Consider the following 23,556-nt stretch of genomic DNA (forward strand, 5'->3'; position numbering starts at 1 on the left):
AGCATGCGTCATTCGCGGTTCAAAACAATTCCGAACCGCTGCAGCGACGAATGCGCATTCGTCGCGTGCCGCCCTCCAGTCTAGGGGCAAGAGGACTTTCTGCACGATTGCAGCCGAAACGCCTCAGAGCCGTATGGGCCAAAATAGAATGCTGGCGGAGAGGATGATTCCTGTGTAATCCGGTCCGTGGGAGAATAGGGCCGTGTCATTATTACGGTCATTGCGCGAGGCGTTTGCGCCAGAAACTGACGGCGTCCATGTTGGCGTCCACATGCCCGACTCGCTTGCCGCCCCAGCGGGAGCGGTTCCCATCACATTACGAGCGATGGATGCGCAGGATTATGACGAGTGGAACGATCTGCGCTGGCGCAATCGCGAATGGCTCAGGCCTTGGGAATCGGGCGATCCGCAGCATGGCCCGGGCATCAGTTTCAATGCCTGGCTGCAGCGCCAGCATCGCGATGAAAGCAACGGGACGGGTGCGCTGTTCGTGATTGAATACCAGATGCGCATCGTCGGCCAGGTTTCGCTGGGCGCGATCAGCTACGGTTCGATGCGCACCGGGGTGGTGGGCTACTGGGTCGATCATCGGCATGCCGGGCTGAACATCGCTCCGACGGCCGTCGCATTGCTGGCCGATTGGGCGCTGCACGACCCTGACGGCCCCGGCCTGCATCGGCTGGAGATTGCCATGCTGCCGCATAACGCGCGCTCCCGACGCGTGGCCGAAAAGCTCCACGCCCACCATGAGGGCATACGGCCCCGATACATGTACGTCGATGGCGCGTGGCGCGACCACGACACCTTCAGCCTGCTGGCCGAAGACGCTCCGGAAGGGTTCGCGAAACGGCTTATTGGCCGACACGCCCGGGAATAATCATCCCAAAGTGACAAAAAGTCTTCTATTGTTAGGAACCATGGGTTACGAGTCAGTGAGCACTATCGTGGTTCTTGCGATTCTCGTGATCGTGATGGTCGGTTGGCTGCCCGGAAAGACGGTCGACAGCATGAGGCGGGTCATCGAACGCCGACAGGATCGGTTTTCGTCATCGTTGCATCTGGTCGATGAGAACAGCGGCATGCGGTTTTCCGACGGACGTACGCATATGGTGAAAGGGGCGGTTATGCAGCCACAGCAGTCACGAGGCTCGGAGGCGTCCCGCGAGCATATCGCGCAGGTGCGCAAGCTGCGTCGCGAGGCGATTCGCCGCCGCAGAATCCTTGTGATCGCGCTGGTTGCGCTTGTTTTCGCCGTATTCGGGCTTTCGTTCGTATGGCATTATGATCCGCTGTTCGCGCTGATCCCCTTGCTCCTGGTGGCGCTCGTGCTTGGTTTGGGCGTGCGCGCATCGAGACAGGCGCGCGAATGGGAGCAGCGCGTGGCGGCGCGGCGAACAGGTTCGGCTCGGCGCAGGTCCGTTCCTGAGGTTGGGACGTCAACCGCTTCTTCCGAACGCAAGGGCTCGAACGCTGAGCAGAGCGCGCACGCCGAGCCGGACGAGCGAAATCACAGCGATGTTCCGACCGACGTCATGGAGCAGCGTGAGATCCGCCGCGCACTCAGACGTGCTCAGGAGGAGGGCCGGGCCGCGCGCCTGCAGCATCAGGCGCATGCCTCGTCCTCGTCTGCCGGGGCAAAAGCCAAGGCTGCAGCTTCGCAGGTTGCTTCGGGCGAGGTCGGCTCCGCCGAGGCTAAGGCCGAGGGAACCGTGCCGGCTGTCGCTCAGCCGTCAGCAGCTGAGTCGTCTGCGGCTCAGGCAGCTGCGGGGCTCCAAAAACCGGTGGAATCCAAGGTGGATTCCAAGAAGGACGCAGGCGTTGCAGCAGAAGCCGTCTTGGGACAGCCGGAAATCGGCCATGCGCATGATGCCGCTGACGCCACTTCCGAGCTGGAACGAATCCATGCCGCTCCGGCGCTGGACGTCTTCGACATGGCGACGCAGCAGGATCTCATCTCCTTCTCGCTGGGCGCTCCGCGCAACATCGAACAGGAGGCGCCCTCGGCGCCCGAAAGCCTGGAAATTAAATCGATGCGTCAGGTGGCCAAGGCCGTGCCGCAGCACAGTGCGCAGAACGAAGACGCTGCCGCGCGGCACGATGGCGCCGCGGCCAGCGACGCCGCCCCTGCAAATGACGCTGCTCCTACGAACGACTCCGTGCCGACCGGCGATTCCACTTCCGCAGGAGTCGCCGTGTCCCAGCATGCTGCAGCTGCACCCGCAGACGACGCCGGCCAGGCTCCGGCTGCGCAGAAAGAGCCGGCGCAGGACTCTTCGCAAACCGCGCTGCAGACGACCGATCGCCCGGTGAACGACGCGCGGGCCTTCCACCGCGCTGAGGTCGAGGCTGACATCGAAGTGCCTGATGCTACATCGGATTCGCTCGGCAGCGACATCGAGGCAGTGCTCGCCCGTCGCGTTTCCTGAGCGCCGAGCGGTTCTGCGGTCACCGCGCTGCCTCTCTGTGCCTTGGCAGGGTGGATTCGCGTGGACACTTATCGGCGGGTGATTCCCGCAATTACGAGCGTTTCACTCTCAGCGTTAGCACTCGAGTTGGCAGAGTGCTAATTTTCGCGCTACGATAAGGCACGAGCGCAACGGGACGATGCGGACAGTGATCGTCAGCCCTGGAAGCGGTGCCCCCGCGCGGGAACAATCGATTTCTCTCACATAGAAAGAGGAGGTCCACAGTGTCGATCTCACTCACACCGTTGGAAGACAAGATCATCGTCAAGCAGGCTGAGGCCGAGACGCAGACCGCTTCCGGCCTGTTCATCCCGGACAATGCCAAGGAGAAGCCCCAGCAGGGCGAGGTCCTGGCCGTTGGCCCCGGCCGCCGCGATGATGACGGCAAGCGCATCCCCGTGGATGTCAAGGTCGGCGACAAGGTGCTGTACTCCAAGTACGGCGGCACCGAGGTGAACTACAAGGGCGAGGATTACCTGATCGTCGCTTCGCGCGACGTGCTCGCCATCCTGAACTGATCGGCTTCGACGGATCGCGTTCATTTCGGCCCCGGACGGCTTCATGCCTTCCGGGGCCGAAGCGTATGCTGACGATGCCGGGCAGGCGGTCGCTCGCGAAAAACTTCCGAAAATACCATTTGTAAAAATAACGTGCAGATCGTTGTTGCACCGCCTTATCTCGCTTCCGGGGGAATCCAAGGCGATTCGATGCCAAACGCCAAACTTGTGACATATTGTGGGCTTACCGTTTTGCGATACCACGACGCGCACAGGGGGTGCTTATGACTGAACCAGCCGAAGGCGCGGCCCTAGCAGGCCTGCATGGGCTGTCGGAATCGGCCGACAGGGGCCATATCGGGCTCGGCGTCGGATACGACGCTCGCGACACTGACGACAATTCGCAGATCATGGCGGATCTCATCGACACGCTCGACGCGGTGCTCTCCTGTTCGCGCGAAGTGGTCGAGCTGGCGGTCGCCACCTTCGTCGCCGGCGGCCATCTGCTGCTTGAGGATGTGCCGGGCGTGGGCAAGACCACGCTGGCGCGGGCATTAGGTCGTGCCATCGGCGGCTCATCGCGCCGCATCCAGTTCACTCCCGATCTGCTTCCCGGCGACCTGACCGGCGTGGATGTCTTCTCGCAGGCCAGCGGCTCCTTCGTCTTCCATCCCGGGCCGCTGTTCGCGAATGTCGTCATAGCCGACGAGATCAACCGGGCCAATCCCAAAGCGCAGTCCGCGATGCTGGAGGCCATGGGCGAGGGGCATGTCAGCGTTGACGGGGAGACCTACGAGCTGCCCGACCCGTATTTCGTCGTGGCCACGCAGAATCCGATCGAACTTGAGGGCACGTACCCGCTTCCCGAAGCGCAGCTTGACCGCTTCATGGTCTGCACGAGCTTCGGCTACCCGCAGGCTGCTGCGGAGTCCGCGATGCTGCGCGACGCCGACGGCTCCGACCCGCTGGAAGGTATGCGGCAGGTATGCAGCGAGCGGCAGATAGCGGCTGTGCGCGGCGCCTGCGGCAAGGTGTTTTTATCCGCCCCGGTTGCTGATTACATCGTCGATCTGGCGCATGCCACCCGCGAGCACCCGGATGTGCGCTACGGCGTATCGCCGCGCGGCAGTCTTGCTTTGGCGGCGATGGCTCGGGCGCATGCGCTCGGGCAAGGCCGAAATTTCGTCATCCCCGAGGACGTGCAGCGCATGGCGGCCCCGGCGTGGGCGCACCGGCTGGTGATGGCGGAGCGACCCTTTGGCGCTTCGCCGCTCGAACAGTCGCGCACGACGATTGCCGGCATCGTCGGGCGAGTTCCCCCACCCCGTCCTCAGGCGCACGACGGACGCGTCGGTCGTCTGGCGGTCCGTCGCGACGTGCTCAGCGCGGAACGCTAGGAATATGCCTATGCCGCGCAACGGATTGCATCGGTCTGAGCGGGCTGCGCGTCGTTTCGCGACGCATGGCTCGCTCAGGCCGAGTCTCTCCGGCTGCGTAGCCCTCGTATTGGATGCAGCGGTATGGTATGCCGCGCTGCTGTTCGATGAGCGCACGCTGGTTGCCGGAGCTCTGGCCGGGGCTTTGGCGCTTGCCGTCGCCTTGCTGATCGCTGTGCTGCAAGCGGTATGCGTGGCTCGGGTCGACCGTCGCGACATCGGTCGCGGCACTGGTCGCCGCAGCGTGATGCTGCGCGATGGCCAGCGGTCGAAAGGCGATTCGCATGTTGGAAGCGCTCGTCTCGGACGCTGGCTGCGTTTCCAACTGCGTTTCCAATTATGGCCGCACGGCGTAACGGTGATGCGCCAGTATGAGCAGCGCGATCAGGACGGCGAGGCAATCGCACGATTCGCAGGGGAGCTGCCCCAAGCAAGAGGGCTGTTCTGCAGCGCACGCGAAGCCTGGCGTTGGAAGGACCCTTTCGGCCTGTTCGTGGTGCGCGTGGTGCTGCGCAGCGATGCGGAGCATGCGATGCTCGCCAATCCCGAACCCGCCGCAGGAGCCAAGGCTGCTGGCCTGGGGCCGCATCCGCGCGATCGCACGCAAGGGGAGAGCACGCCGCTGGTGCGTGACTATGTGGCTGGAGACCCACCCAAGCTGATCGCCTGGCGGCAAAGCGCTCATCGGGGCACATTGATGACCCGGGAGACATCGCGCGAATCGAAGCCAACGATTGTGATCGTGCTCGACGTGCGCACGCCGGGAGTCACGCAGGCCCAGGTCGAATTCGAGGTCATGCAGGCATTGATGCTCATACGTGGCGTCTCAGGGCAGGAACGGGATATCGTCGTCACTGATGGCGTGCAGAGCGCCGCGACTGCGCACGAGCGCATTCGGCTGCTGGCATCCATGCGCGCGATTGCGGGAACCGCAGCCGAGGCGTTTGCACCCGAAATACGGCGTCTGGCTCAAGTGGGCCAAGGCCCAGCCACGGTCGTCCTGCTGACCGCCGCAAACGAAGGTGCGCTATCTTCGGCCTTGCGCGAGGAGCTGCCTCCCGGAAGCCTGCGGATACAGACCGTTGATGGCGCGGCCGGCGACGAACGCAACCCGCCGCTTCGCCATATCGCGCTCAGCTCATCGCCAGATGCGATTTATCTCGGCCAAGCGCACGGACGAACGCACGGCCAAGCGCAGCCAGGTCGAAACGCGGCAATGAACGCTGCAGCGGCGCAGCGCCCACAATCCAGCCGCTTGCATCGCAACGATCTAGTCACTGCGCTGGCATTGCTGGCGTTCTTCGAACTGGCCGTGCACGGCTGCGCCGTGCTGGTCGCGCCGGACGGCTTCTGGGTTTGGTTCGCGCGGATCGCCTTCGCGATGATTGCCGCGGGCCACGCCCTGCCGGAGCGCAGCGATGTGCGGGAGCTTGCGCGCGCTGCCATTGCGAGCCTCGCCATAGTGCTGGCCGCTGCGGCAATGGTGCTCGTTCGAGTGCGCAGCATCACCGGGATATGGCTGTTCGATGCGGCCGCGTATACCCGCAGCGCCTCGGGCATGCCCAGTGCTCCAAACGACTCGTTCTGGCAGCGTGCGTGGCAGTTGCTGGAAAGCTGCTTCCAACAGGGTTTCGATGCCTTGATCGAGCAACTGCCTCCGGTCAGCGTGCGGCCGTCATCCGATTTGGTGCTGATCGTCGTCGTGGCCGTCGCGGCGCTGATAGCCCGCTGGCTGCTCGTCTACCGGACGCTTGCACCAGTCTTTGCGCTCATGCCGCTGGCCGCACTTGCCGCGGATGCCATTTTGCTCGGCCACAAGAGTCCGGCATGGTTCATGACGCTGGCGACTGTCGCATTCATGCTTTCGCTGTGGTCGAGAAAACCCGCCTGGTCAGCGGCCTACGAATCGGCGGAGAGCGCACGCCCTGAAGATGCTGCGGAATCCGAGCAGCCGGGACACGCTGACCCCATAGCCCTGCCGACACTGTCCTCGGTGCTCGTCGCCGCGCTGACCATGGCGCTGACCGGCAGCGCGATGAATCTGGCGTACGCGGTGCCGTTGTCGATCGGCGATTCGACGGGCCTGCTGTCGGCGAACACCATCAACCCGATGGTCGATCTCAAGCGCTCGCTTGCGCAAGGATCAAGCGCAACCGTGCTCGAATACGCCTCCGAGCACCCGCGCTACCTGCGCATGAGCACGCTTGACGACTTCAACGGCGACACGTGGCGATACGACCGAGAGCTCGCGCGCAACGGTGATTTCTATGGCTCGCCGCTGCTGTCCGCAGGCGAGGGCCAAGGCGGGCGTTCGCGAACCTGGTGGTTCGACGATCCGCTTGCGGTCTATCTGAATCTGCAATACCTCGGCTTGGGAAGCGCAACGACGAGCTTGTATGGCGACGGCGGCGACTACTCGACGATATCCGGGAATTCCGGATCGGCAACGCCTTCGCCCTTCATGGCCCGGGCGGATATCCGCATCGAATCGCTCAGCTCGCGCTTCCTGCCGGTGGCGGGCGATCCCGTGAACTTCACCGGTGTAGACAGTTCATGGCTGGTCGACGATCAGGGAATCGTATACAACCCTGCGCGGCCGACAACGCGCAATATGCGCTATTCCGTCCTCGGCGCGTATCTTGAGCCGATTTCCTCGGATTCCGGATTCGACCAGATCAGCCGCGTGGAGGCGCTGCGCGAATCGATGATTGCCGAGCAGCCGGGCACCTCCATGTCATGGCGTGAGCGGAGCGCCAGCAGGCGTGCGGCGGCGAGCGATGCCGCGGGCAGCGGAACGAGCATCGACGGCAACTGGCTGCTCATGCCCCTTTCCATCCGAGCCGGAGGCGACGTCGTCGACGCATCCGGAGCCGTGGTGGGCGAGGTCGGCGAATCGTCGGGGACACTCGCCGATGCTGGCGGCAAGTCGACCGAGCTGAGGAACATCGTCTTCAACGATGCCCTGAATCAGCGCTTGGGATTCAGCACCCGGGATGAGCCATACGGATTGGCCTTCGAAAACGCTGAAACGCTGACCTTGGCGATGCTTGTGGACGCTTCGGCAGCGCCTGCGCAAGGCTGGGAGGGCGGCGATGCCGGTGCGGCAGGCGATGATGGACTTGCAGCATGGCAGCGCAATCCCGGCAGCACGTTGGCCGACATGTTCCGCAGGCATGATCTGGGCGCGGCCGGCGTCATCACGTCCGGCGCTGAAACGAATGATCGCACCACGATTCCCCGATCGGCCATGCAGCGGATCGCGGCTTCCGAACAGCGCATCCAGCAGCAATACACGCAGCTTCCCGTGCAGCTTCCGGCCAGAGTGCGTGCCATCGTGGATGCCGCACGCGCAGCAGGAACGCCTGCCGCAGGCAACGACGCCGACAGCCAGATAGCGGCGATGCGATATCTTGTCGACTACTTCGCCGACGCCCGCAATCGCTTCGCCTATTCGCTCGACGCCCCGGACGGCGGGGGAAGAAACAACATGCAGGTCATCGACGACTTCCTGGAAACCCGTAGCGGCTTCTGCATCCACTATGCCAGTGCGCTTGCGGTGCTGGGCCGCGCGATGGGTGTGCCGACCCGCATGGTGCTGGGATATCGCGCCGGCGATGAGACAAGCGAACGTAATGGAAGTTACGCGGTCGCGGCCAAGCAGCTGCATTCCTGGGTCGAGGCCTACATCGATGGCGTCGGGTGGGTGCCCTTTGATGTGACGCCGGCATCCGAAGATCAATCCAGCGTGGCGACGGGGATCTCATCGGCTTCTTCGAACGCGTCGGCGACGGCGGCTCCTTCGCAAAGCACCCCCTCAAGTGCGTCGACATCGCGCGAGAACGCTCCTTCGCCTACTTCCGGCGACTCTGCGGCTGCGGATGCGAAACCGGCGCAAGGGGCCGATAACGGCATCTTCGCCATGCTGCTGGGAATGTCGCGCTGGGTGCGCATCGTGCTGTGGCTGGCGCTTGGCATGCTGCTTGCTGCTGCGGCTGCTTGCGCTCCGGCGGCGCTGCGCGCCAAGCGGCGACGGCGGCGGATGCGGACCATCGGCTCGGCCTCCCAGCTGGTGCATGATCGCGGCAAGGCCGCGCAGGCGTGGATTCTCGCCTGGGATGAGCTGCAGGACACGGCGTGGGATGCGGGCGTGCGCTGGAATCAGAACCGCACGGATCGAGACATTGCCGCCGCGATCATTCAGTGGCTTGGGCAGCGGGTCGAGCAGCGCTCTGAAAGCAGCCAGTCAGGCGGGCTTGCTGATGATGTCGAACGCCTAGCCGATGCCGCGCTCGCGGCTGCGTTCTCGCCCGATGGCGGTGCGCCGGTCGGCGATTTGCAGGAGCGTCTGGAGGCTCTGATCGAGACGTTGCTGCAGGCCAGGCGCAAGAGCTCACGGAAGGGCTGGCTGGCGGCGAAGCTCCTTCCTTCGTCATTGTTGAGACGGTCGCGGAACGACGCGCGGTCAATTGCCTGATGATCGTCTGATGATCGCATGGCAGCTGCGAGGGTTTCGCGCGGCATCTGCGCGGGAGCGTGGCGCGGCCGAGACGCGAGGCTGGAGTGCGGCTCTGGATCGAGAATCCGGCAAAATGCCTTTGGCGAAGCTCACCGCGCCAGCAATGTGACCGAATGCGGCGGGAAGGGATTACGATGGACGCATGACTTACCAGCATCGTGCGATCATCGACACCATCCCCGGATACAAGCAGGGCAAGCCCGCCCCCGAAGTGCAAGGGCAGCGCAGCTTCAAGATATCCAGCAACGAGAACCCCTTCGAGCCGCTTCCCAGCGTGGTGGAGGCCATCAGGCAACAGGCGTTGGACCACATCAACCGCTATCCCGACATGCGTGGCTGGGATCTGGTCGAGCGTTTGGCATCGTTGAACGGCGTCGGGCCGGAGAACGTGGTGCTGGGCTGCGGATCATGCGAGGTCATCACGCAGCTCGTGTCCTTGGTCGCCGGCCCCGGCGACGAGATCGTCTACCCGTGGCGCAGCTTCGAGGCCTACCCGATTATTGTCGCAGGAGCCGGCGCTGCCAGCGTGCAAGTGCCGAATCGGCCTGACGGCTCGCATGACATCGATGGCATCATCGGCGCGCTGAACGAACGCACCCGCCTGGTCATCCTCAACAACCCGAACAATCCCACCTCGACTTCGCTCGGCGACGAGGAGGCCCGGCGCGTTATGGAGGCCGTGCCTTCGGACGTGCTGGTGCTCTTCGACGAGGCGTATTTCCAGTTCAACACCGATGCGGGCACGAATGTGGCCATGAATCTGTTCCGCGAGTACCCGAATATCGTGGTCGCGCATACTTTCTCGAAAGCCTACGGGCTGGCTGGTCTGCGCGTGGGATATGCGGTCGCGCCCGCAGACGTGATCGACGGCATGCGCAAGGTGTCCCTGCCTTTCGCCGTGAGCGACGTGGCCCAGAGCGCGGCGCAGGCTTCGCTGGACGTTTCAGGGGAGCTTGAGGTGCGTGTGAAGTCGATCATCGGCGAACGCGATCGCGTCGTGGCGGCGCTTCATTCCCAAGGTTGGGACTTTGCCGAGCCGTACGCGAACTTCTTCTGGCTGGCGTTGGGGGAGCGGACCGACGAGGCTGCGGCGATCTTCACCCAGGCCGGGCTGTCGGTGCGCGTGTTCAGCGGTGAGGGCATTCGCATCACCATCGGCGAGCCGGAGGCGAACGACATCGTCATCGACGTATGCCAGCAGCTGAAGACGCAGGGATTCTGAATTCGGCAACTGACGAATACCGGCAGCGATGTGCGCCTGAATGGACTTTGCGGAAGGCCCGTGTGCATCGCTTTCGGATCGTCTGCGCACGGCCGTCGGCCACGAACCGCATAAAGTCCACGCAAAGGCTGCGGCCGCAGGGCCTTGGTGCGTATGCCGCTGCGAGAAGCGGGTCTGCCAGGCATCGCACGGCGTGTCCCCGACTTGCGCATGTCGGGCAATCGTGGCATTATAGCCAAGTTGCCAATTTACGGCTTACGTCGTGAGCGGCAGCATGCCGGATTTCCCAAGCGGTCAAAGGGAGCTGACTGTAAATCAGCCGTCTACGACTTCAGTGGTTCGAATCCACTATCCGGCACGCCTCGATAGCTCAGTGGTAGAGCACTTCCTTGGTAAGGAAGAGGTCGTGAGTCCGATTCTCACTCGAGGCTCTCTGGCGGGGTAGCTCAGCTGGTTAGAGCGTACGACTCATAATCGTAAGGTCAAGAGTTCGAGTCTCTTCCTCGCTACAAAGACTGGCATACGCCAGTACCAACGACCACAGAGGTGAACGAAATGGCAAGCAAGAGCGCCGATATCCGTCCCGGCATCACGCTGGCATGCACTGAGTGCAAGGAACGCAACTACATCACGACGAAGAATCGTCGCAATACGCCGGACCGTCTTGAGCTGAAGAAATTCTGTCCGCGCTGCGGCAAGCAGACCGCGCATCGCGAAACCCGCTGACCTTCAGGGGAGCATGCCCCCACAATCATGCGCAATCGTTGCAAGCCCGACTTCGGTCGGGCTTTTCTGCATTTCCGGACGTTTGCCTGGATCGGTCGGCTGAGGTGCCTGCCCCTACCGTGCGTGAGAGCATCGAGGTCGACAAAAGTTCCTATGACTCCCGGGCGCACCCAAATAACTGCGTATCTCGCTTATGTGTAGTGCTATTGGGGTGCTGCTGAGGTCTATCTGCGTTATGTGAGGCGTTAGATCTATGGGACCTCAAGTAGCGCCGCCCGAAAATGGCGGTTTCCGATTGCCCTATACTCGGCTCATCAGGAAATAGCGCCTCACATAACGCAGATAGACCTCAGCAAGGCCAAGTTAACGCCTCACATAACGCAGATACACGCGCGAATGGGGAAAGCGGGCGACACGAGACGCGAAGGGCCTTGTTTCGCTCGAGGGTTGCAGACCTGTGAGCTGGTTGGATAGACCGGTTGGCTAGAATGGCACATCATGAACGTATTTCCGTCTTTCGCCGAGCTGGCTTTCGCTGACCTGACCACCATCGGGGTCGGCGGCCCCATCTCGCATTTCGTGGAGCCCACGAGCCGAGTGGGGATCATCGAAGCTGTCGAAGATGCCGACCGGGCTGGATTGCCGCTGTGCGTGATCGGCGGCGGCTCGAATATGCTCGCCGCGGACGACGCCTTCGAAGGCGTCGTCGTGCGTGACGGCTGCCGGGCGATAACCGTTCCCGATGAGGCTGCGCCGGTCGAAAACGGCGAACCTGTCGTGCATGTCAATGCGGAAGCGGGCTGTAATTGGGATGATTTCGTCGCCTTTGCCGTGGGGCTCGGTCTGACCGGAGTCGAGGGGCTTTCCGGCATACCGGGCACGGTCGGCGCCTCGGTGGTGCAGAACATCGGCGCCTATGGGCAGGAAGTCGCCGCAAGCGTGGAATCGGCGGAAGTCTGGGACCGCGAGACCAAGCGCGTGCAGTATTTGCCCGCTGCGGATCTGCGTTTCGCCTATCGTTCGTCGGCGTTGAAGACCAGCATGTACGCGGCGCCGGGAATTCCGGGGCCGAAGTACTTTCCCACGCCGCGCTATGTCGTTCTGTCGGTGACCTTCCGGCTTACTCATCGCAGTCATGGCGTGGTGGGCAACGGACAGCTTGCCAAGGCGTTGGGAGTGGAAATCGGCGACAAGCTGGAAACCACCGCCATTCGCGCGGCCGTGCTCTCCGTACGTGCCGCCAAAGGCATGCTGGAGGACGCCGGGCGCTATGCCAATCCGGCCATGCAGGGCACGAAGCGCGAAGAAAACATCCGCGCGGCTTTGGACTCTCAGCGGGCGGCGACCGGCGTCGAAGGCCCCGACTGGGACCGGCATAGCTGCGGCAGCTTCTTCATGAACCCGATTCTGCCGGCTGCCGTTGCCTCTGCGTTGCCTGCCGACGCGCCACGCTTCCCGGCGCTTGCCGCCGACGGCTCGCCAGCTGTCAAAACCTCCGCGGCATGGCTGATTGACCATGCCGGCTTCCACAAGGGCTACGCACTGGTCGCTGAGGCTCCAGCCGCATTGTCGAGCCGGCATACACTGGCATTGACCAATCGCGGAGGAGCCAAGTCCAGCGACCTCGCCGCATTGGCTGCCGCCGTGCGCGACGGCGTGCGCAGCGCCTACGGTGTGCGCCTCGTCCCCGAGCCCGTCGTCATCGGCATGAATCTGGTCGCAGACTGAATCCCCGGCTCAGCGCCCAATACCTGCCCCGGCCTGACCCTCGCCGGCCCAATTCTCCTCGCTCAGCCCCATTTTCCCGTGAAACTGTTGTTTCTGGAGCTCTGGAGGCGCTGTTTCGCGTAATTCCTCGGGATCACGTTGTTTTCGAGTTTGCGAGAAGGTCCGCAACAGCACGAGCACGGGAAAATATGAGATGGGGCATACGATGGGAGCAGGCTATGCGCTGGGATGCAGTACTCTCTATTCTCTTATGCCGGCGTACCCGCCAGAGTCCGCTCTCGCGGGTACGCTGGAATGCAGTTTTACACCTGTGCGGCAAACGAATTCGATGCAAGGAGGTCGGCCGATGGCTTATGTGATCGCCCAGCCATGTGTGGATGTCAAAGACAAGGCCTGCGTGGACGAATGCCCGGTCGACTGCATCTACGAAGGTTCGCGCTCGCTGTACATCAATCCCAACGAGTGCGTGGACTGCGGAGCATGCGAGCCGGTGTGCCCTGTCGAGGCCATTTTCTACGAAGACGATGTGCCTGAGGAATGGGCTTGGTACAAAGACGCGGCGGAGAGCTACTTCGCCGAAGTCGGTGATCTGGGCGGTGCCGCCGCCGCGGGACCGCTCGGCAAGGACCCTGTACAGGTCGCTGCGCTGCCGATTCAGAATCAGGACTGAGACGCACATATGGGTTTTCATACCTTCCAAACCCCCTATGACTGGGGTCGGCTTGATGAATGCAAGACAATCGCAAGCCAAGTCGAAGGCGGCATGATCGATCTGTCGGTCGGTTCCCCCGTCGACCCGGTGCCCGAAAGCGTGCGCCAGGCGCTTGCCGGAGCCGCAGACGCGCCGAACGCGCACGGCTATCCGGCCACGATAGGCACGCCCGCGCTGCGCACTGCCATCGCTGACTGGTTCCTCAACTGCCGCGGCATCGACCTGCGGCCGATCAACGCTGGTCTGGTGCCTACGGTCGGCTCCAAGGAGGCAGTGGCCATGATGGCCTCGCTGCTGCACTTGGGCGAAGGCGATCTCGTCGTGCAGCCGCGCATTTCCTATCCCACGTATGAGATCGGCACGCAGCTCGCCGGAGCTGGAGTCCTCAAAGTGGATGACGTCTCCGACGTGGAGTCGTGGAAGAATACGCCCGGAGTACGGGCCATCTGGGTCAATTCGCCGTGCAATCCCAGCGGCGAGGTGCTCTCCGCCGCGCAGCTGACCAGCATCGTCGCCGCGGCGCGTCAAATCGGGGCCGTGGTGCTCAGCGACGAATGCTACGCATTGATGAGCTGGTGCGCCGATGCCTCGCCGAGCGCGCTGGGCGTCAACGTGTGCGCTGGGAGCGCCGAAGGCATTCTGGTGCTGTATTCTCTAAGCAAGCAGTCGAATATGGCGGGCTACCGTACTGCGTTCATCGCGGGCGACAAGGGCATCATCGACGAGATGAGCGTCTACCGCAAGCAGATCGGCCAGATCATTTCCGGTCCGGTGCAGGCCGCCATGGTGGCTGCGCTGCGCGACACCACCGCGGTTTTCGAGCAGCGCAAACGCTATCAGCAACGGCTCGCCAAACTGGTGAAGGCTTTGGGCGCTTACGGGTATGAGGTCAAAATGCCTGCGGGGGCGCTCTATATCTGGGTTCGTGCACTGTCCGGCGGCTGCTGGCAGGATATCGAGGACCTGGCTCGGCGCGGCATCCTCGTAAGCCCCGGCGAGTTCTACGGTGCACCCGACTTCCTGCGCATCTCCTCTACTGCGACCGATGAAGCCATCGATGAAGCCGTAGCGCGATTGCTGAGCCACTGAGCTGCTGAGCCGTTAAGCGGGCAATCCGGTGGATTGCCCGTAGGCGAAGTGAGGCCCCGCCAAGGGGCCGAAGGATGGCGCCCTATATCAGTACCGTCTCGTTAAGCGCACAGACCAAGGTCACTTGCGGTGGTCATCATCAATAATCCTCAGTAATCCGTCACAAAAGAGGTTTTATCCTCGCGACACTGCCCCTTTTGTGACGCTAAACTCACCTTAGCGTCACGAAAGGGGCGTTAAGGGCAGTGTTGTCGCTTACTGTGTCTTGTTTGCGACACTTAGCGGGGGTTATTGTCACAAACAAGACAGAGTTCACGAGGGGCGGATGAGACTCTGTCTTGTTTCTGTCGTTAGGGTCGGCTTGCTGTCATAAACGACACAGAGTCGGCAATCCGGTCGGGTCGATTCACGCCCCGAAGGTCGCGGCCTTCTTGCCGTAGCGCTGCCGCACGGCATCCAACGCCTGCTCGGCTTCGCGCAGCCGAGCGGATTTCGTCACGCCGCCAGGCGATTGCGTCTCCTCAAGCAAGTCGTCCAACGATGGCTGAGTGACCACGCTATGGACGCTTTCCAAACCGCTGGCGCTGACTCCGGCGAGCCTTACCTCGCGAGGAAGCGGCATTTCGTCGTCTGCGTCGACGGGCAGTCCGGTCATTGCGGCCAGCAGCTCGCAGGCCTGCGGATACAGAGCGCTTGCCGTATCCATAGGCCGCTGCAACGTTCGCGCCTTGGTCGCATAGCTCAGATCGGCGAAGCGCAGCTTGACGGTCACGGTTCGCGCAGTGAGCCCGCGCCGGCGCAAGGTGCTGGCCACCTCGTCGCAGCAACGGCGCAGCAGCGAGCGCACGCGGCGAATATCGCGGGTGTCGTCAAGAAATGTGCTTTCGGACCCGATGGATTTCTCGGGCGCGCGCATGGTCACTTTACGCGCGTCTTGCCCCCGCGCTGCAAGGAACAAGGTATGCGCCAGCGTTGCGGAGCCGCACGCCTGCGCCAGCGTGGACTCGTCGGGCTTGGCCAGGTCGGCCACATCGTTGATGCCCCAGCCGTTGAGGCGCTTCTCAAGCGACGGCCCGATGCCCGGTATGCCGCGCAAAGGCATCATCTGCACGAATTCGGCCTGGCGGTCTCGGGGGATGAGCAGCATGCCGTCCGGCTTCGCGTTGGTCGAGGCCATCTTCGCCACGAGTTTGTTCGTCGCGATGCCCACGGAGCATGTGATGTGGAAGCGCTCGGCGACCCGGCTGCGAATCCATGCGCCGATAGCGCTCGGAGCCTGCCAGCGGATGAGCGCCGCCGAAACGTCCATATAGGCTTCATCGACCGAAACCTGCTCGATGCGATCGGTCACCGCGCCGAATACCTCGCTCACAATCCGATGTGATATCGAGCGGTAGTAGTGCATGTCGACCGGCAGAAACACGCCGTCCGGGCACAGCTGACGGGCGCGGGCCGAGGCCATCGCCGAATTGATGCCGTAGCGGCGGGCCTCATAGCTCGCTGCGGAGACCACTGAGCGCGGTCCGGTGCCGATGATGACGGGCTTGCCTCGCAGCGCTGGATTGCGTGCGATTTCCAGCGACGCGTAGAAGGCGTCCATGTCGATGTGCAGCACCGTGCAACCGGACTCGTCATGTCCCCAGTCGCGTTTGGCGGCTTGGATCCTCGGTGCTGTGCTCATGGTTCCATGGTAGTCAACGTGTGCGCCAGCGGCTTTCGCTCTGGACTTGCGCAAACAGCCAACACCAATTCTGCAAAACCGGCGGTTTGAGTCTCGCGCAGATGCTAGAGTAGATTGCTGTTGCGCCACGCACGTGTCGCAATGCCGGAGTCGTGCCTGAGTGGCCGATAGGGGCACCCTGCTAAGGTGTTAGTCGCTTACAGCGGCTCGAGGGTTCGAATCCCTCCGACTCCGCTCCGCGATAACAGCCGGAAACCGTTGAAAAACAGCGGTTTCCGGCTGTTTCGTTCTCGATCTGCGGTAGTACTCATGACAGTGCTGGCAGCCGTGACGATTCCGGCGCCGATCGTTCACGGCTAAAGGCTATGGCGGCTGTATGCACAACATTCGCAGCGGACCACTATTCAATCCCTACCCTTGATACTCCTGTGACCTGGTATTACTATGTCGGTTTTGGCGGCGTCATAACGGCGTGCCTTGAGAAGGAGACGGTCAACGATGCAACTCTTTAGAACCAAGTCGGTGGAGCAGACGCTCGCCGAAACCGGCGACAGCAAGCGCAAACTGGTGCGCAGCCTCAATGCGTGGGATCTTGCGGTCATGGGCGTGGCGGTCGCCGTGGGCGCGGGCATCTTCTCGGTGGGCGCTCAAGCCGCCGCCTACCATGCCGGGCCTGCAGTCATCGTCAGCTTCCTGATCGCCGGCGTGGTGTGCGGCGCGGCTGTGATGTGCTACGCGGAATTCGCCTCGCTTATCCCCGCCGCAGGTTCCGCCTACACGTTTACGTACACGACCATGGGCGAGATCGTCGCCTGGGTCATAGGCTGGGATCTCATCCTCGAAATGCTCATGGCCGGGTCGGTCATCGCCAAATACTGGGGCGTCTACCTCAATGATCTTTTTCATCTGATGGGACTCAATTTCAACACCGTATTTCATTTCGGGTCCTTCACCTTCGATGTCGCACCGCTGATCATCGTCGCCTTCTTCACCGTGCTGCTCGTCTTCGGCACGCGTCTGTCCGCCCGCGTGGATGGCGCGCTCACCGTGCTGAAGATCGCCATCGTCGCCTTCGTCGTCATCGTCGGCTTCTTCTACATCAAGGCATCCAACTACACCCCGTTCGTTCCGCCGTCACAGCCTGCGAGCAGCGTGCCGGGCGCTGCGGCGAGCGGCATCATGGGCCAGCCGCTGTGGCAGTGGGCCACAGGCCTGCAGCCGTCGATCTACGGCGTTTCCGGCATACTTTCCGGCGCGGCGCTCGTGTTCTTCGCCTTCATCGGCTTCGACGTGGTGGCCACCGCCTCCGAGGAGACGAAGGATCCGCACAAGAACGTGCCGCGCGGCATCGGCCTGGGCATGCTGTTGGTGACGGTGCTCTACATTCTGGTCGCGATCGTGACCACCGGCATGGTGTCGTACAAGGATCTCGCCAAGGCGGCGAGCCCTTCGCTGGCCACCGGCTTCGAACTGGTCGGCGCTACATGGGCGGCCAAGATCATCTCCTTCGGCATCGTCGTGGGGCTCACCACCGTGGTCATGGTGCTGCTGCTCGGCCTGACCCGCGTCGTCTTCGCGATGAGCCGCGACGGGCTGCTGCCGCGCAGGCTTTCGACTGTCGGCAAGCATGGCACTCCGGCCAGCTTGCAAATCGTGCTGGGCGTCATTGTCGCTCTGGTCGCCTCGTGCTTTGACGTCGGCGTGCTCTCCGACATGGTGAATATCGGCACGCTTTCGGCCTTCACGCTGGTGGCGGTTTCCGTGCCGATCATGCGAAGGAAGCGCCCCGAACTGCCCCGCGCATTCAAGATGCCTGGCAGCCCGTGGGTGCCGATTCTCATCGCGCTCGCCAACCTGTGGCTGATGCTCAATCTTTCCGTGCTGACCTGGATCCGCTTCGTCGTGTGGCTCGTCATCGGCTTCGCCATCTACTTCGGCTATTCGTACCGGCACTCGCGGCTCGGCAATAAGGAGCTGTCCGCGGACCTTTCCGAGGAAACGAAAACGAGCATCGGCTGACTGAGGCGCTGCCAACCCTCTCAAGGCACGCAAAAAGTATGATTTTGTGGTATGAAAAACGCCGATGTTTCATGACTGTTCATATGGCTTGCTGAAGTTACGATAGCATTTCCTCAAAGTATGCAGAGAAGCGTGAGCAATTGCGTTGCAGAAAGCAAATTGAGAGGGGAACTCGTGGGCTTGTCTTCAGAGTCGTCATTGCATTCGGGAAAGGCGCTTTTGGGAGAAGAAGGTCCCTCCGAGTGGATTCCGGGGGAGTGGAAGAGTCTGTTTCGGGGTTCTGCGGCGATGGTGACGATTCCGAGGCGTCGGCTGCTTCGTTCGGTTGTGGTGGCGAGGCATCGCTGGGTGAACATCAGCGGGGCTCCGGGTTCGGGCAGAACGACTTTATTGCGGCAGCTTGGCGGCGAGCTGGGGCGCCGGCGTCGCCCGCATGTCATGGTTTCCGATTCCGGCAATGAAGGCCGCACCCCCTCGCAGATCCTCAGCAGCCTTTGGAGTGAACCCGGCCGGACTGAGGGTTCGCAGGAAAATCCACAGGCCTCTCAGGGTTCGCAGCTTCCGCAGTCTCAGCAACGAGATGCCGTGCTGCTTGTCGACGATTTCGATTATTGGCTCGATGACGGCCGCGCCGAGGAGCTCAGGGACATATTCCGTGAGTCTGCCTCGCTGACGGCCGTCGTGGTGACGCTCAATCCGATGGCCAAGCCTGGTTCCGCTCCGATCACGTCCACCGTGTTCGACAACGGCAAGACCGTGAAGGAAGTTCCTAGCGAGGGCACGTGGACGATCAAGGTCGTCGACGGCCAGCCGGTCGCCACCTTCACTCCGGCCAAGGGCTTCTCGGGCAAGGCCACGCCGCAGCGGTACACGGTGACCGACTCGAACGGCAAGACCGCTGAGGGCACGCTGAGCGTGGAAGTGCCCGCGGCTCCGGCTGCTCCTGGCAAGGGTTCGGTCAAGACGCCTGCTCCGGCCGAGAAGCCGCAGTCCATTCTGGCCAGCACTGGCGCCAGCGTGGGAATCGCGCTGATCGCCATGCTCGCCTTGGCTGCCGCTGGTCTGGGTCTGCGCAAGCTCTCCCGCCGCAACGGTTCGGACTGACCGGGCCTGACCCGATCTGATCCGGTCTCCCGGGCCTGCCGGCTGAATGGCTGGCCGGCCTAGGAAAGACGATAACTGAATTCCGCGCATGAGGCGCTGGCGAAGTCATTGCACGGTGACTATCGCCAGCGCCTTTTTGCGATTTGCAGCATGGGAATAACGTGCTCGGTAGGGTTGTTTAAATTTCCTTTTCTCAATCAGCGAGGGCCGCCGACATATCGCTATGTCGGCGGCCCTCGTGCGTTTACCGCTCAGGGTTAAGGGTTACGGCCCTCAGCTTTTTCCGGCGTAGGCATCGTCGAAGAAGCCGAGTTCGTAATGCACGGCTTGCGTGAAACGCTCGCGCTGCTCGGGATCGTCAGTGTCGGCGACGCGATTGAGTTCGCCGATCAGGAATGCCACCCACTCAGCAAAATCCTCGCCTCGGTGCACGTCGACCCAGCCTCTGTTCTGGGCCAGCTTGGGCATGCGGGTGCCGTGCGCGGTCTGCAGTTCGGCCCAGTCGAGATAGAGCGACTCCGCGACGGTGAGCACGATGAGCGCGTCGGCGTATGAGCGCGTTTCGAGCGTCGAGCGATACAGCTGCCGGAATCCCTGCGCTGAAGGCGTGAGCTGCGGGTTGTCGATCTCAGCCTGCGGCACTGCAAACTGGGCGAAACGGTCTTGGAAGTACGCGTCCTCATCGTTGGCGATGAAGCCGAGCTGCCGGGCGAGCCGGTTCTTGGCCGGCATCGTGTCGGACGAAGCGAGCGCCTGACCGAGCAGGGACAGGAAGTCGAAGGAGAACTGATTGTCTTGAATCAGATAGTCGCGCAGCACATCGTCGGGCAGCGTGTCGGCCACCAGCTCGCGCACGAAGCGGTGATCGATGGCGGCTTGCCACTCACCGTGCGCCAAAGTGCGGAAACGGTCGTAAGGTGTGGCGCTCGTGGCTTCGGATGCGTCAGCGGATGTGGCAGCAGTCGTAATCGGAGTACTCATCGAAGGTCTCCTCGCATATTGAATCGTGTATCGGATTGCGCATCGCCGTTGTCGGCTTGCGCATCGCTGCGCACGCCATCGTCGGAGAAATCAGGCCAAGGGCGGCGGTGCAGTGCCGAATCCCAGAAGAGGTATTCGTACCGCGTGGCGGTGCGGTAGGCGCGTCGCATCTCGTCGCGTTCCGCAGGCGAAGCCGATTGCGCGGCAATGTCCACATTGCGGCGAGCCTGTTCCACTGAAGCATGGAACTCTTCGCCGTCGTATTCGGCGATCCACTGGGCATATGGATGCTCGGGGTTGCGTTCCAGCAATGCCCCGGCCTGATGCGCCAGCCGTTCGGCGACATGCGCATACACCCAGAAGCAGGGGAGCACGGCTGCGGCACCCACCGGATACGGCGCCTGCGAGGTCTGCGCGACGAGGAACGACGTGTAGCCCAAGCATACCGGCGATGGCAGCTGGTCGGCCGGCGAAAGCAGATCGGGGCCGTTCGGCAGGACGCTGCGGTGCAGCTGCGTCTCCTCGATGCTGGCTCCGCGCGCGGCCTCGGCCCATGCGGCCGTCAGCTCGGAAGTGGGGCTTCGAGCGGAGAGCAGGGCGAGCGACTGCGCATATCCGCGCAGGTACAACGTGTCCTGATGCATGTAGAACTGGAAGTCGGTGGCGTTCAATTCGCCCGATCCCAGCAGCCTCAGGAACTCCATCCTATGAATGGCCGCCAATTCGGGGGCTGTCGACTCCCAAAGCTCATCGGTGAAGCGGCGGTCGTTCGACGGCGAAGCCGACGTTTGCGGTGATATTGATGATGACTGCGATCGCGAAAACTCGTCCATGACATCCCTTCGTCAGCATGATCTGCATCAGGTTCAACGGGTGTGGTCTCAGTCGCCGGCGGCGACACCCCGTGTCGATTGCCGATTGTAGCAGCGCAGGCGGATGCGGTCCAGACCGGCTTGCGTCGGTTGAGAGCGTGCGGTGGTTGGGACCGTGCTTGGGCAGGAGACTAATGGAACGAATGCGCCGTTGAGTTGCGGGGGTGCGGACGAAAAGTTGGATATGCTTTTCGTCCGCACCGTTTCGTCCGCACCCCTTCGATTAGCGTCCGGATTGTAGCGCTGATTTTGACCGAGCGCTACAAAACGGTCTCTGAGACTTCGTTATCGTCCGGATTGTAGCGTTAGGGTGTAGCTGACGCTACAAAACGGTCTGTAAGGCTTCGTTATCGTCCGGATTGTAGCGTCAGGACGTGGCTAGCGCTACGAAACGGACGCTGAGGGGGGCGTATTCGTTCCATGAGCCGATGATGTTCGTGCGTTCTTCGATAACGTGTTGCGTGAAGTGGAGCCGGAGGTACGCCTTTGTCCGTCCGCCTCCAGTTGCCAGTCTATAGGCACTTCATAGCGAGCAACCACGTGCCCCATTGCGATATGGTCGCACGCGGCGTGTCGCAAGCGTATGCCTTACGCGCCCCCTGCACGCTGCACTCCCTGCGCTTCGTCAGCGTACGTTTCATGACACGTTTGCAGGTCTGTATTGGAAAACGTACGCTGCCGACGGCTTAGCGTACGTTTTCCGATACGGGGTCGTGCAGCATGCTGAAAAACGTACGCTTGGGGACCGTGGGCTGCGTGCCTGTCGCTCAGCCGCAAGCAATACAGCCGTGAGTCGGGGGTCGTGGACACCATAGGTATCGATGAACAATGCAGCACGTATCGGCCACGCAGAATCCGCGGATTCCACACCCTTCCCGGTTTCCACGGACTACACCGTGCTCAATGAGCCCGAGCGCCCGGCGCAGGGTTCCTTCGTCGAACGCAAATCCGAATTCATCGGCAACGCCTGCCATGTGGCCACACTCGATGAGGCGCTCGCCTTCGTGCAGACGATTCGCGAGCATCATCCCAAGGCCCGGCATGTGGCCTATGCGGGCGTATGCGGTGCCAGCGAGCAGCTGAGCGAGCGCATGAGCGATGATGGCGAGCCTTCGGGCACGGCTGGAAAGCCCATTCTGGATGTGCTGCGCACGAAGCGTCTCACCGATTGCGTGGTGAGCGTCACGCGGTACTTCGGCGGGGTACTGCTGGGGTCGGGAGGCCTGATTCGCGCTTATGCAACGGCGGCTTCGATGGCCTTGGAGGCTGCCGACACGGCTGCTTTGATGCCCAGTCGGCACTACCGGGTCGCACTGGAATACCGGCATTTGGGCGCATTCGAACACTTGCTGGAATCGGTGCAGGGCACCAGAGTGGATGTGAGCTATGCCCAAGGAGTCGTATTCGAGGTGCTGGTGCCATGCGAGCGGTGCGATCGCTTCGAATCGCGGCTGCGCGACGCATTCAGCGGCACGGTGCGGCCGCAGGCGCTAGACACGGTCAATCAGGTCGTGCCGCAGACAGCGCCCCCGCAGACCGTGCTTCCGCAATGAATTGTGCTTCCGCAGTGAGCCGTGCTTCGGCTGGGCAAGCTGCTGTGAGATGCTCCCCAGCGGTTCTGTCTCGGTGAAGTTCTTAAGGGCAGGCGATATGCTGGGCGATATGAGCGAATTGCAGGAAACGGCGCAGGAACCGGCACGGCAGGCCGGAGCGGAAGACGCCAATCAGTCGCAGAAGGATGCTGTGCGGCCAGGAGACGCTGCTGCCGCTGAGAGCACCGAAACGAATACCGGGGCGAGCGGCTCAACGGCGGATAGCGACAATGCGACGGACAATGCCCTTCCCGCCTCTTCCTCCGCGCTCGCCGCCATTTCGGCCGTCCCGGTCAATTCCGGCAAACCCGACGATTTTGAACCGTTGACCGATACCTACGAGCGGCTGCGACATTCCCATGACAGCGCCGAGCTGAGCGAATTCGCGCGCAGGCCTCTGCCCGACAAGGCCGATCAGGCGGCGTTCTCCCGAGCGACCGCATTGCTCGAAGCGGTGGCCGGCAACCCCAGCACTCCGATCGAGGACCGTGTGCAGCTGGCGCAGACCATGCCGTTCCCGAATGTGCTGGTCAAGCTTTCCGTCGACTCTGCGCCTGAAGTGCGCCGAGCGGTGGCGGGCAACGCCGACGATAAGAACTGGCTGGTCGGGCGGCTCACCAAGGATGAGGATGCCCAAGTGCGCGATATCGCCCTGCGCAACGGGCGCACCTCGTGGAAGATGCGTCTGGAAGGTGCGCAGAACCCGCAGACCAGTCCTGAAACGCTTGATTTTCTAGCCAAGCTGGGGGCGGAGCTTGAGTCCAGCGCCTCCGATGTGCTTTCCTCGATGGTCCGCCGCGCCGTCGCGCTCAATCCGCAAGCGGCGCGGCCGACGCTGGAACGGCTCGCCGCGGATTCCTCGCCGCAGGTTGCCAAGGCCGCCCGCTCGCGGCTACAGGACCAATGAATGCCGACG

17 protein-coding genes, 4 tRNA genes and 1 riboswitch are annotated in these 23,556 nt (G+C 62.7%); of the genes, 18 read left to right on the forward strand and 3 right to left on the reverse strand.

What is annotated here, in order from left to right; genetic code table 11:
* Positions 1–202 precede the first annotated feature (202 nt).
* From BISU_RS00470 to dapC, 13 genes are all read left to right on the forward strand, one after another.
* Positions 203–877 carry a GNAT family N-acetyltransferase gene (locus tag BISU_RS00470; protein ID WP_024464305.1) on the forward strand — a complete coding sequence of 225 codons (675 nt, stop codon included), beginning with the start codon at positions 203–205 and terminating at the stop codon, positions 875–877.
* A gap of 40 nt (positions 878–917) precedes the next feature.
* On the forward strand, positions 918–2,426 hold the full coding sequence (locus tag BISU_RS00475; RefSeq protein ID WP_024464306.1) for a hypothetical protein: 1,509 nt from the start codon (positions 918–920) through the stop codon (positions 2,424–2,426).
* A gap of 263 nt (positions 2,427–2,689) precedes the next feature.
* A complete protein-coding gene (groES, locus tag BISU_RS00480) occupies positions 2,690–2,983 on the forward strand; it encodes a co-chaperone GroES (protein ID WP_024464307.1) in 294 nt (97 codons plus the stop codon).
* A 263-nt stretch (positions 2,984–3,246) separates the two neighbouring features.
* Positions 3,247–4,359, forward strand: coding sequence for an AAA family ATPase (locus BISU_RS00485; protein ID WP_024464308.1), 1,113 nt, complete (start codon positions 3,247–3,249; stop codon positions 4,357–4,359).
* 10 nt (positions 4,360–4,369) lie between these two features.
* On the forward strand, positions 4,370–8,872 hold the full coding sequence (locus BISU_RS00490; protein ID WP_024464309.1) for a transglutaminaseTgpA domain-containing protein: 4,503 nt from the start codon (positions 4,370–4,372) through the stop codon (positions 8,870–8,872).
* A 184-nt stretch (positions 8,873–9,056) separates the two neighbouring features.
* On the forward strand, positions 9,057–10,136 hold the full coding sequence (locus tag BISU_RS00495; protein ID WP_024464310.1) for a histidinol-phosphate transaminase: 1,080 nt from the start codon (positions 9,057–9,059) through the stop codon (positions 10,134–10,136).
* 276 nt (positions 10,137–10,412) lie between these two features.
* A tRNA-Tyr gene (locus BISU_RS00500) sits at positions 10,413–10,494 on the forward strand.
* Between the two features lies 1 nt (position 10,495).
* Positions 10,496–10,567 (forward strand) — tRNA-Thr (locus BISU_RS00505).
* A gap of 4 nt (positions 10,568–10,571) precedes the next feature.
* A tRNA-Met gene (locus BISU_RS00510) sits at positions 10,572–10,645 on the forward strand.
* A gap of 46 nt (positions 10,646–10,691) precedes the next feature.
* The gene (gene rpmG / locus BISU_RS00515; protein WP_024464311.1) at positions 10,692–10,862 is read left to right on the forward strand and encodes a 50S ribosomal protein L33; all 171 of its coding nucleotides are present in this window, start codon (positions 10,692–10,694) and stop codon (positions 10,860–10,862) included.
* A gap of 498 nt (positions 10,863–11,360) precedes the next feature.
* Complete coding sequence (locus BISU_RS00520; protein WP_024464312.1) at positions 11,361–12,590, forward strand: FAD-binding protein; 1,230 nt, start codon at positions 11,361–11,363, stop codon at positions 12,588–12,590.
* Between the two features lie 346 nt (positions 12,591–12,936).
* A complete protein-coding gene (fdxA, locus tag BISU_RS00525; RefSeq protein WP_024464313.1) occupies positions 12,937–13,260 on the forward strand; it encodes a ferredoxin in 324 nt (107 codons plus the stop codon).
* 9 nt (positions 13,261–13,269) lie between these two features.
* Positions 13,270–14,391, forward strand: a complete 1,122-nt coding sequence (gene dapC, locus BISU_RS00530) for a succinyldiaminopimelate transaminase (RefSeq protein WP_024464314.1) — start codon at positions 13,270–13,272, stop codon at positions 14,389–14,391.
* 406 nt (positions 14,392–14,797) lie between these two features.
* Here the strand turns inward: dapC and dinB are convergent, their stop codons facing one another.
* On the reverse strand, positions 14,798–16,072 hold the full coding sequence (gene dinB / locus BISU_RS00535; protein WP_024464315.1) for a DNA polymerase IV: 1,275 nt from the start codon (positions 16,070–16,072) through the stop codon (positions 14,798–14,800).
* A 146-nt stretch (positions 16,073–16,218) separates the two neighbouring features.
* Here dinB and BISU_RS00540 point away from each other — a divergent pair.
* From BISU_RS00540 to BISU_RS00550, 3 genes are all read left to right on the forward strand, one after another.
* Positions 16,219–16,306, forward strand: a tRNA-Ser gene (locus tag BISU_RS00540).
* Positions 16,307–16,570: 264 nt separating this feature from the next.
* A complete protein-coding gene (locus BISU_RS00545; protein WP_024464316.1) occupies positions 16,571–18,091 on the forward strand; it encodes an amino acid permease in 1,521 nt (506 codons plus the stop codon).
* A gap of 174 nt (positions 18,092–18,265) precedes the next feature.
* Positions 18,266–19,195 (forward strand): AAA family ATPase, encoded by a 930-nt coding sequence (locus BISU_RS00550; RefSeq protein ID WP_161787734.1) that lies wholly within the window; start codon positions 18,266–18,268, stop codon positions 19,193–19,195.
* A 273-nt stretch (positions 19,196–19,468) separates the two neighbouring features.
* Here BISU_RS00550 and BISU_RS00555 read toward each other — a convergent pair whose 3' ends face one another.
* Together BISU_RS00555 and BISU_RS00560 are read right to left on the reverse strand one after the other, a co-directional pair.
* Positions 19,469–20,176 carry a TenA family protein gene (locus BISU_RS00555; protein ID WP_024464318.1) on the reverse strand — a complete coding sequence of 236 codons (708 nt, stop codon included), beginning with the start codon at positions 20,174–20,176 and terminating at the stop codon, positions 19,469–19,471.
* Positions 20,173–20,880, reverse strand: a complete 708-nt coding sequence (locus BISU_RS00560) for a TenA family protein (protein WP_202805530.1) — start codon at positions 20,878–20,880, stop codon at positions 20,173–20,175. The genes BISU_RS00555 and BISU_RS00560 overlap by 4 nt, the downstream gene beginning before the upstream one ends.
* 116 nt (positions 20,881–20,996) lie before the next feature.
* Positions 20,997–21,091, reverse strand: a riboswitch (TPP riboswitch).
* Positions 21,092–21,869: 778 nt separating this feature from the next.
* On the opposite strand from BISU_RS00560, the gene BISU_RS00565 reads away from it, so the two are divergent.
* Both BISU_RS00565 and BISU_RS00570 read left to right on the forward strand, forming a co-directional pair.
* Positions 21,870–22,601, forward strand: a complete 732-nt coding sequence (locus tag BISU_RS00565; RefSeq protein WP_081672804.1) for an IMPACT family protein — start codon at positions 21,870–21,872, stop codon at positions 22,599–22,601.
* A 109-nt stretch (positions 22,602–22,710) separates the two neighbouring features.
* Entirely contained in the window at positions 22,711–23,547 is an 837-nt protein-coding gene (locus BISU_RS00570; protein WP_226839126.1) for an AbrB family transcriptional regulator, read from the forward strand.
* Positions 23,548–23,556 lie beyond the last annotated feature (9 nt).

The sequence above is a fragment of the Bifidobacterium subtile genome, from assembly GCF_000741775.1.
Classification (GTDB): domain Bacteria; phylum Actinomycetota; class Actinomycetes; order Actinomycetales; family Bifidobacteriaceae; genus Bifidobacterium; species Bifidobacterium subtile.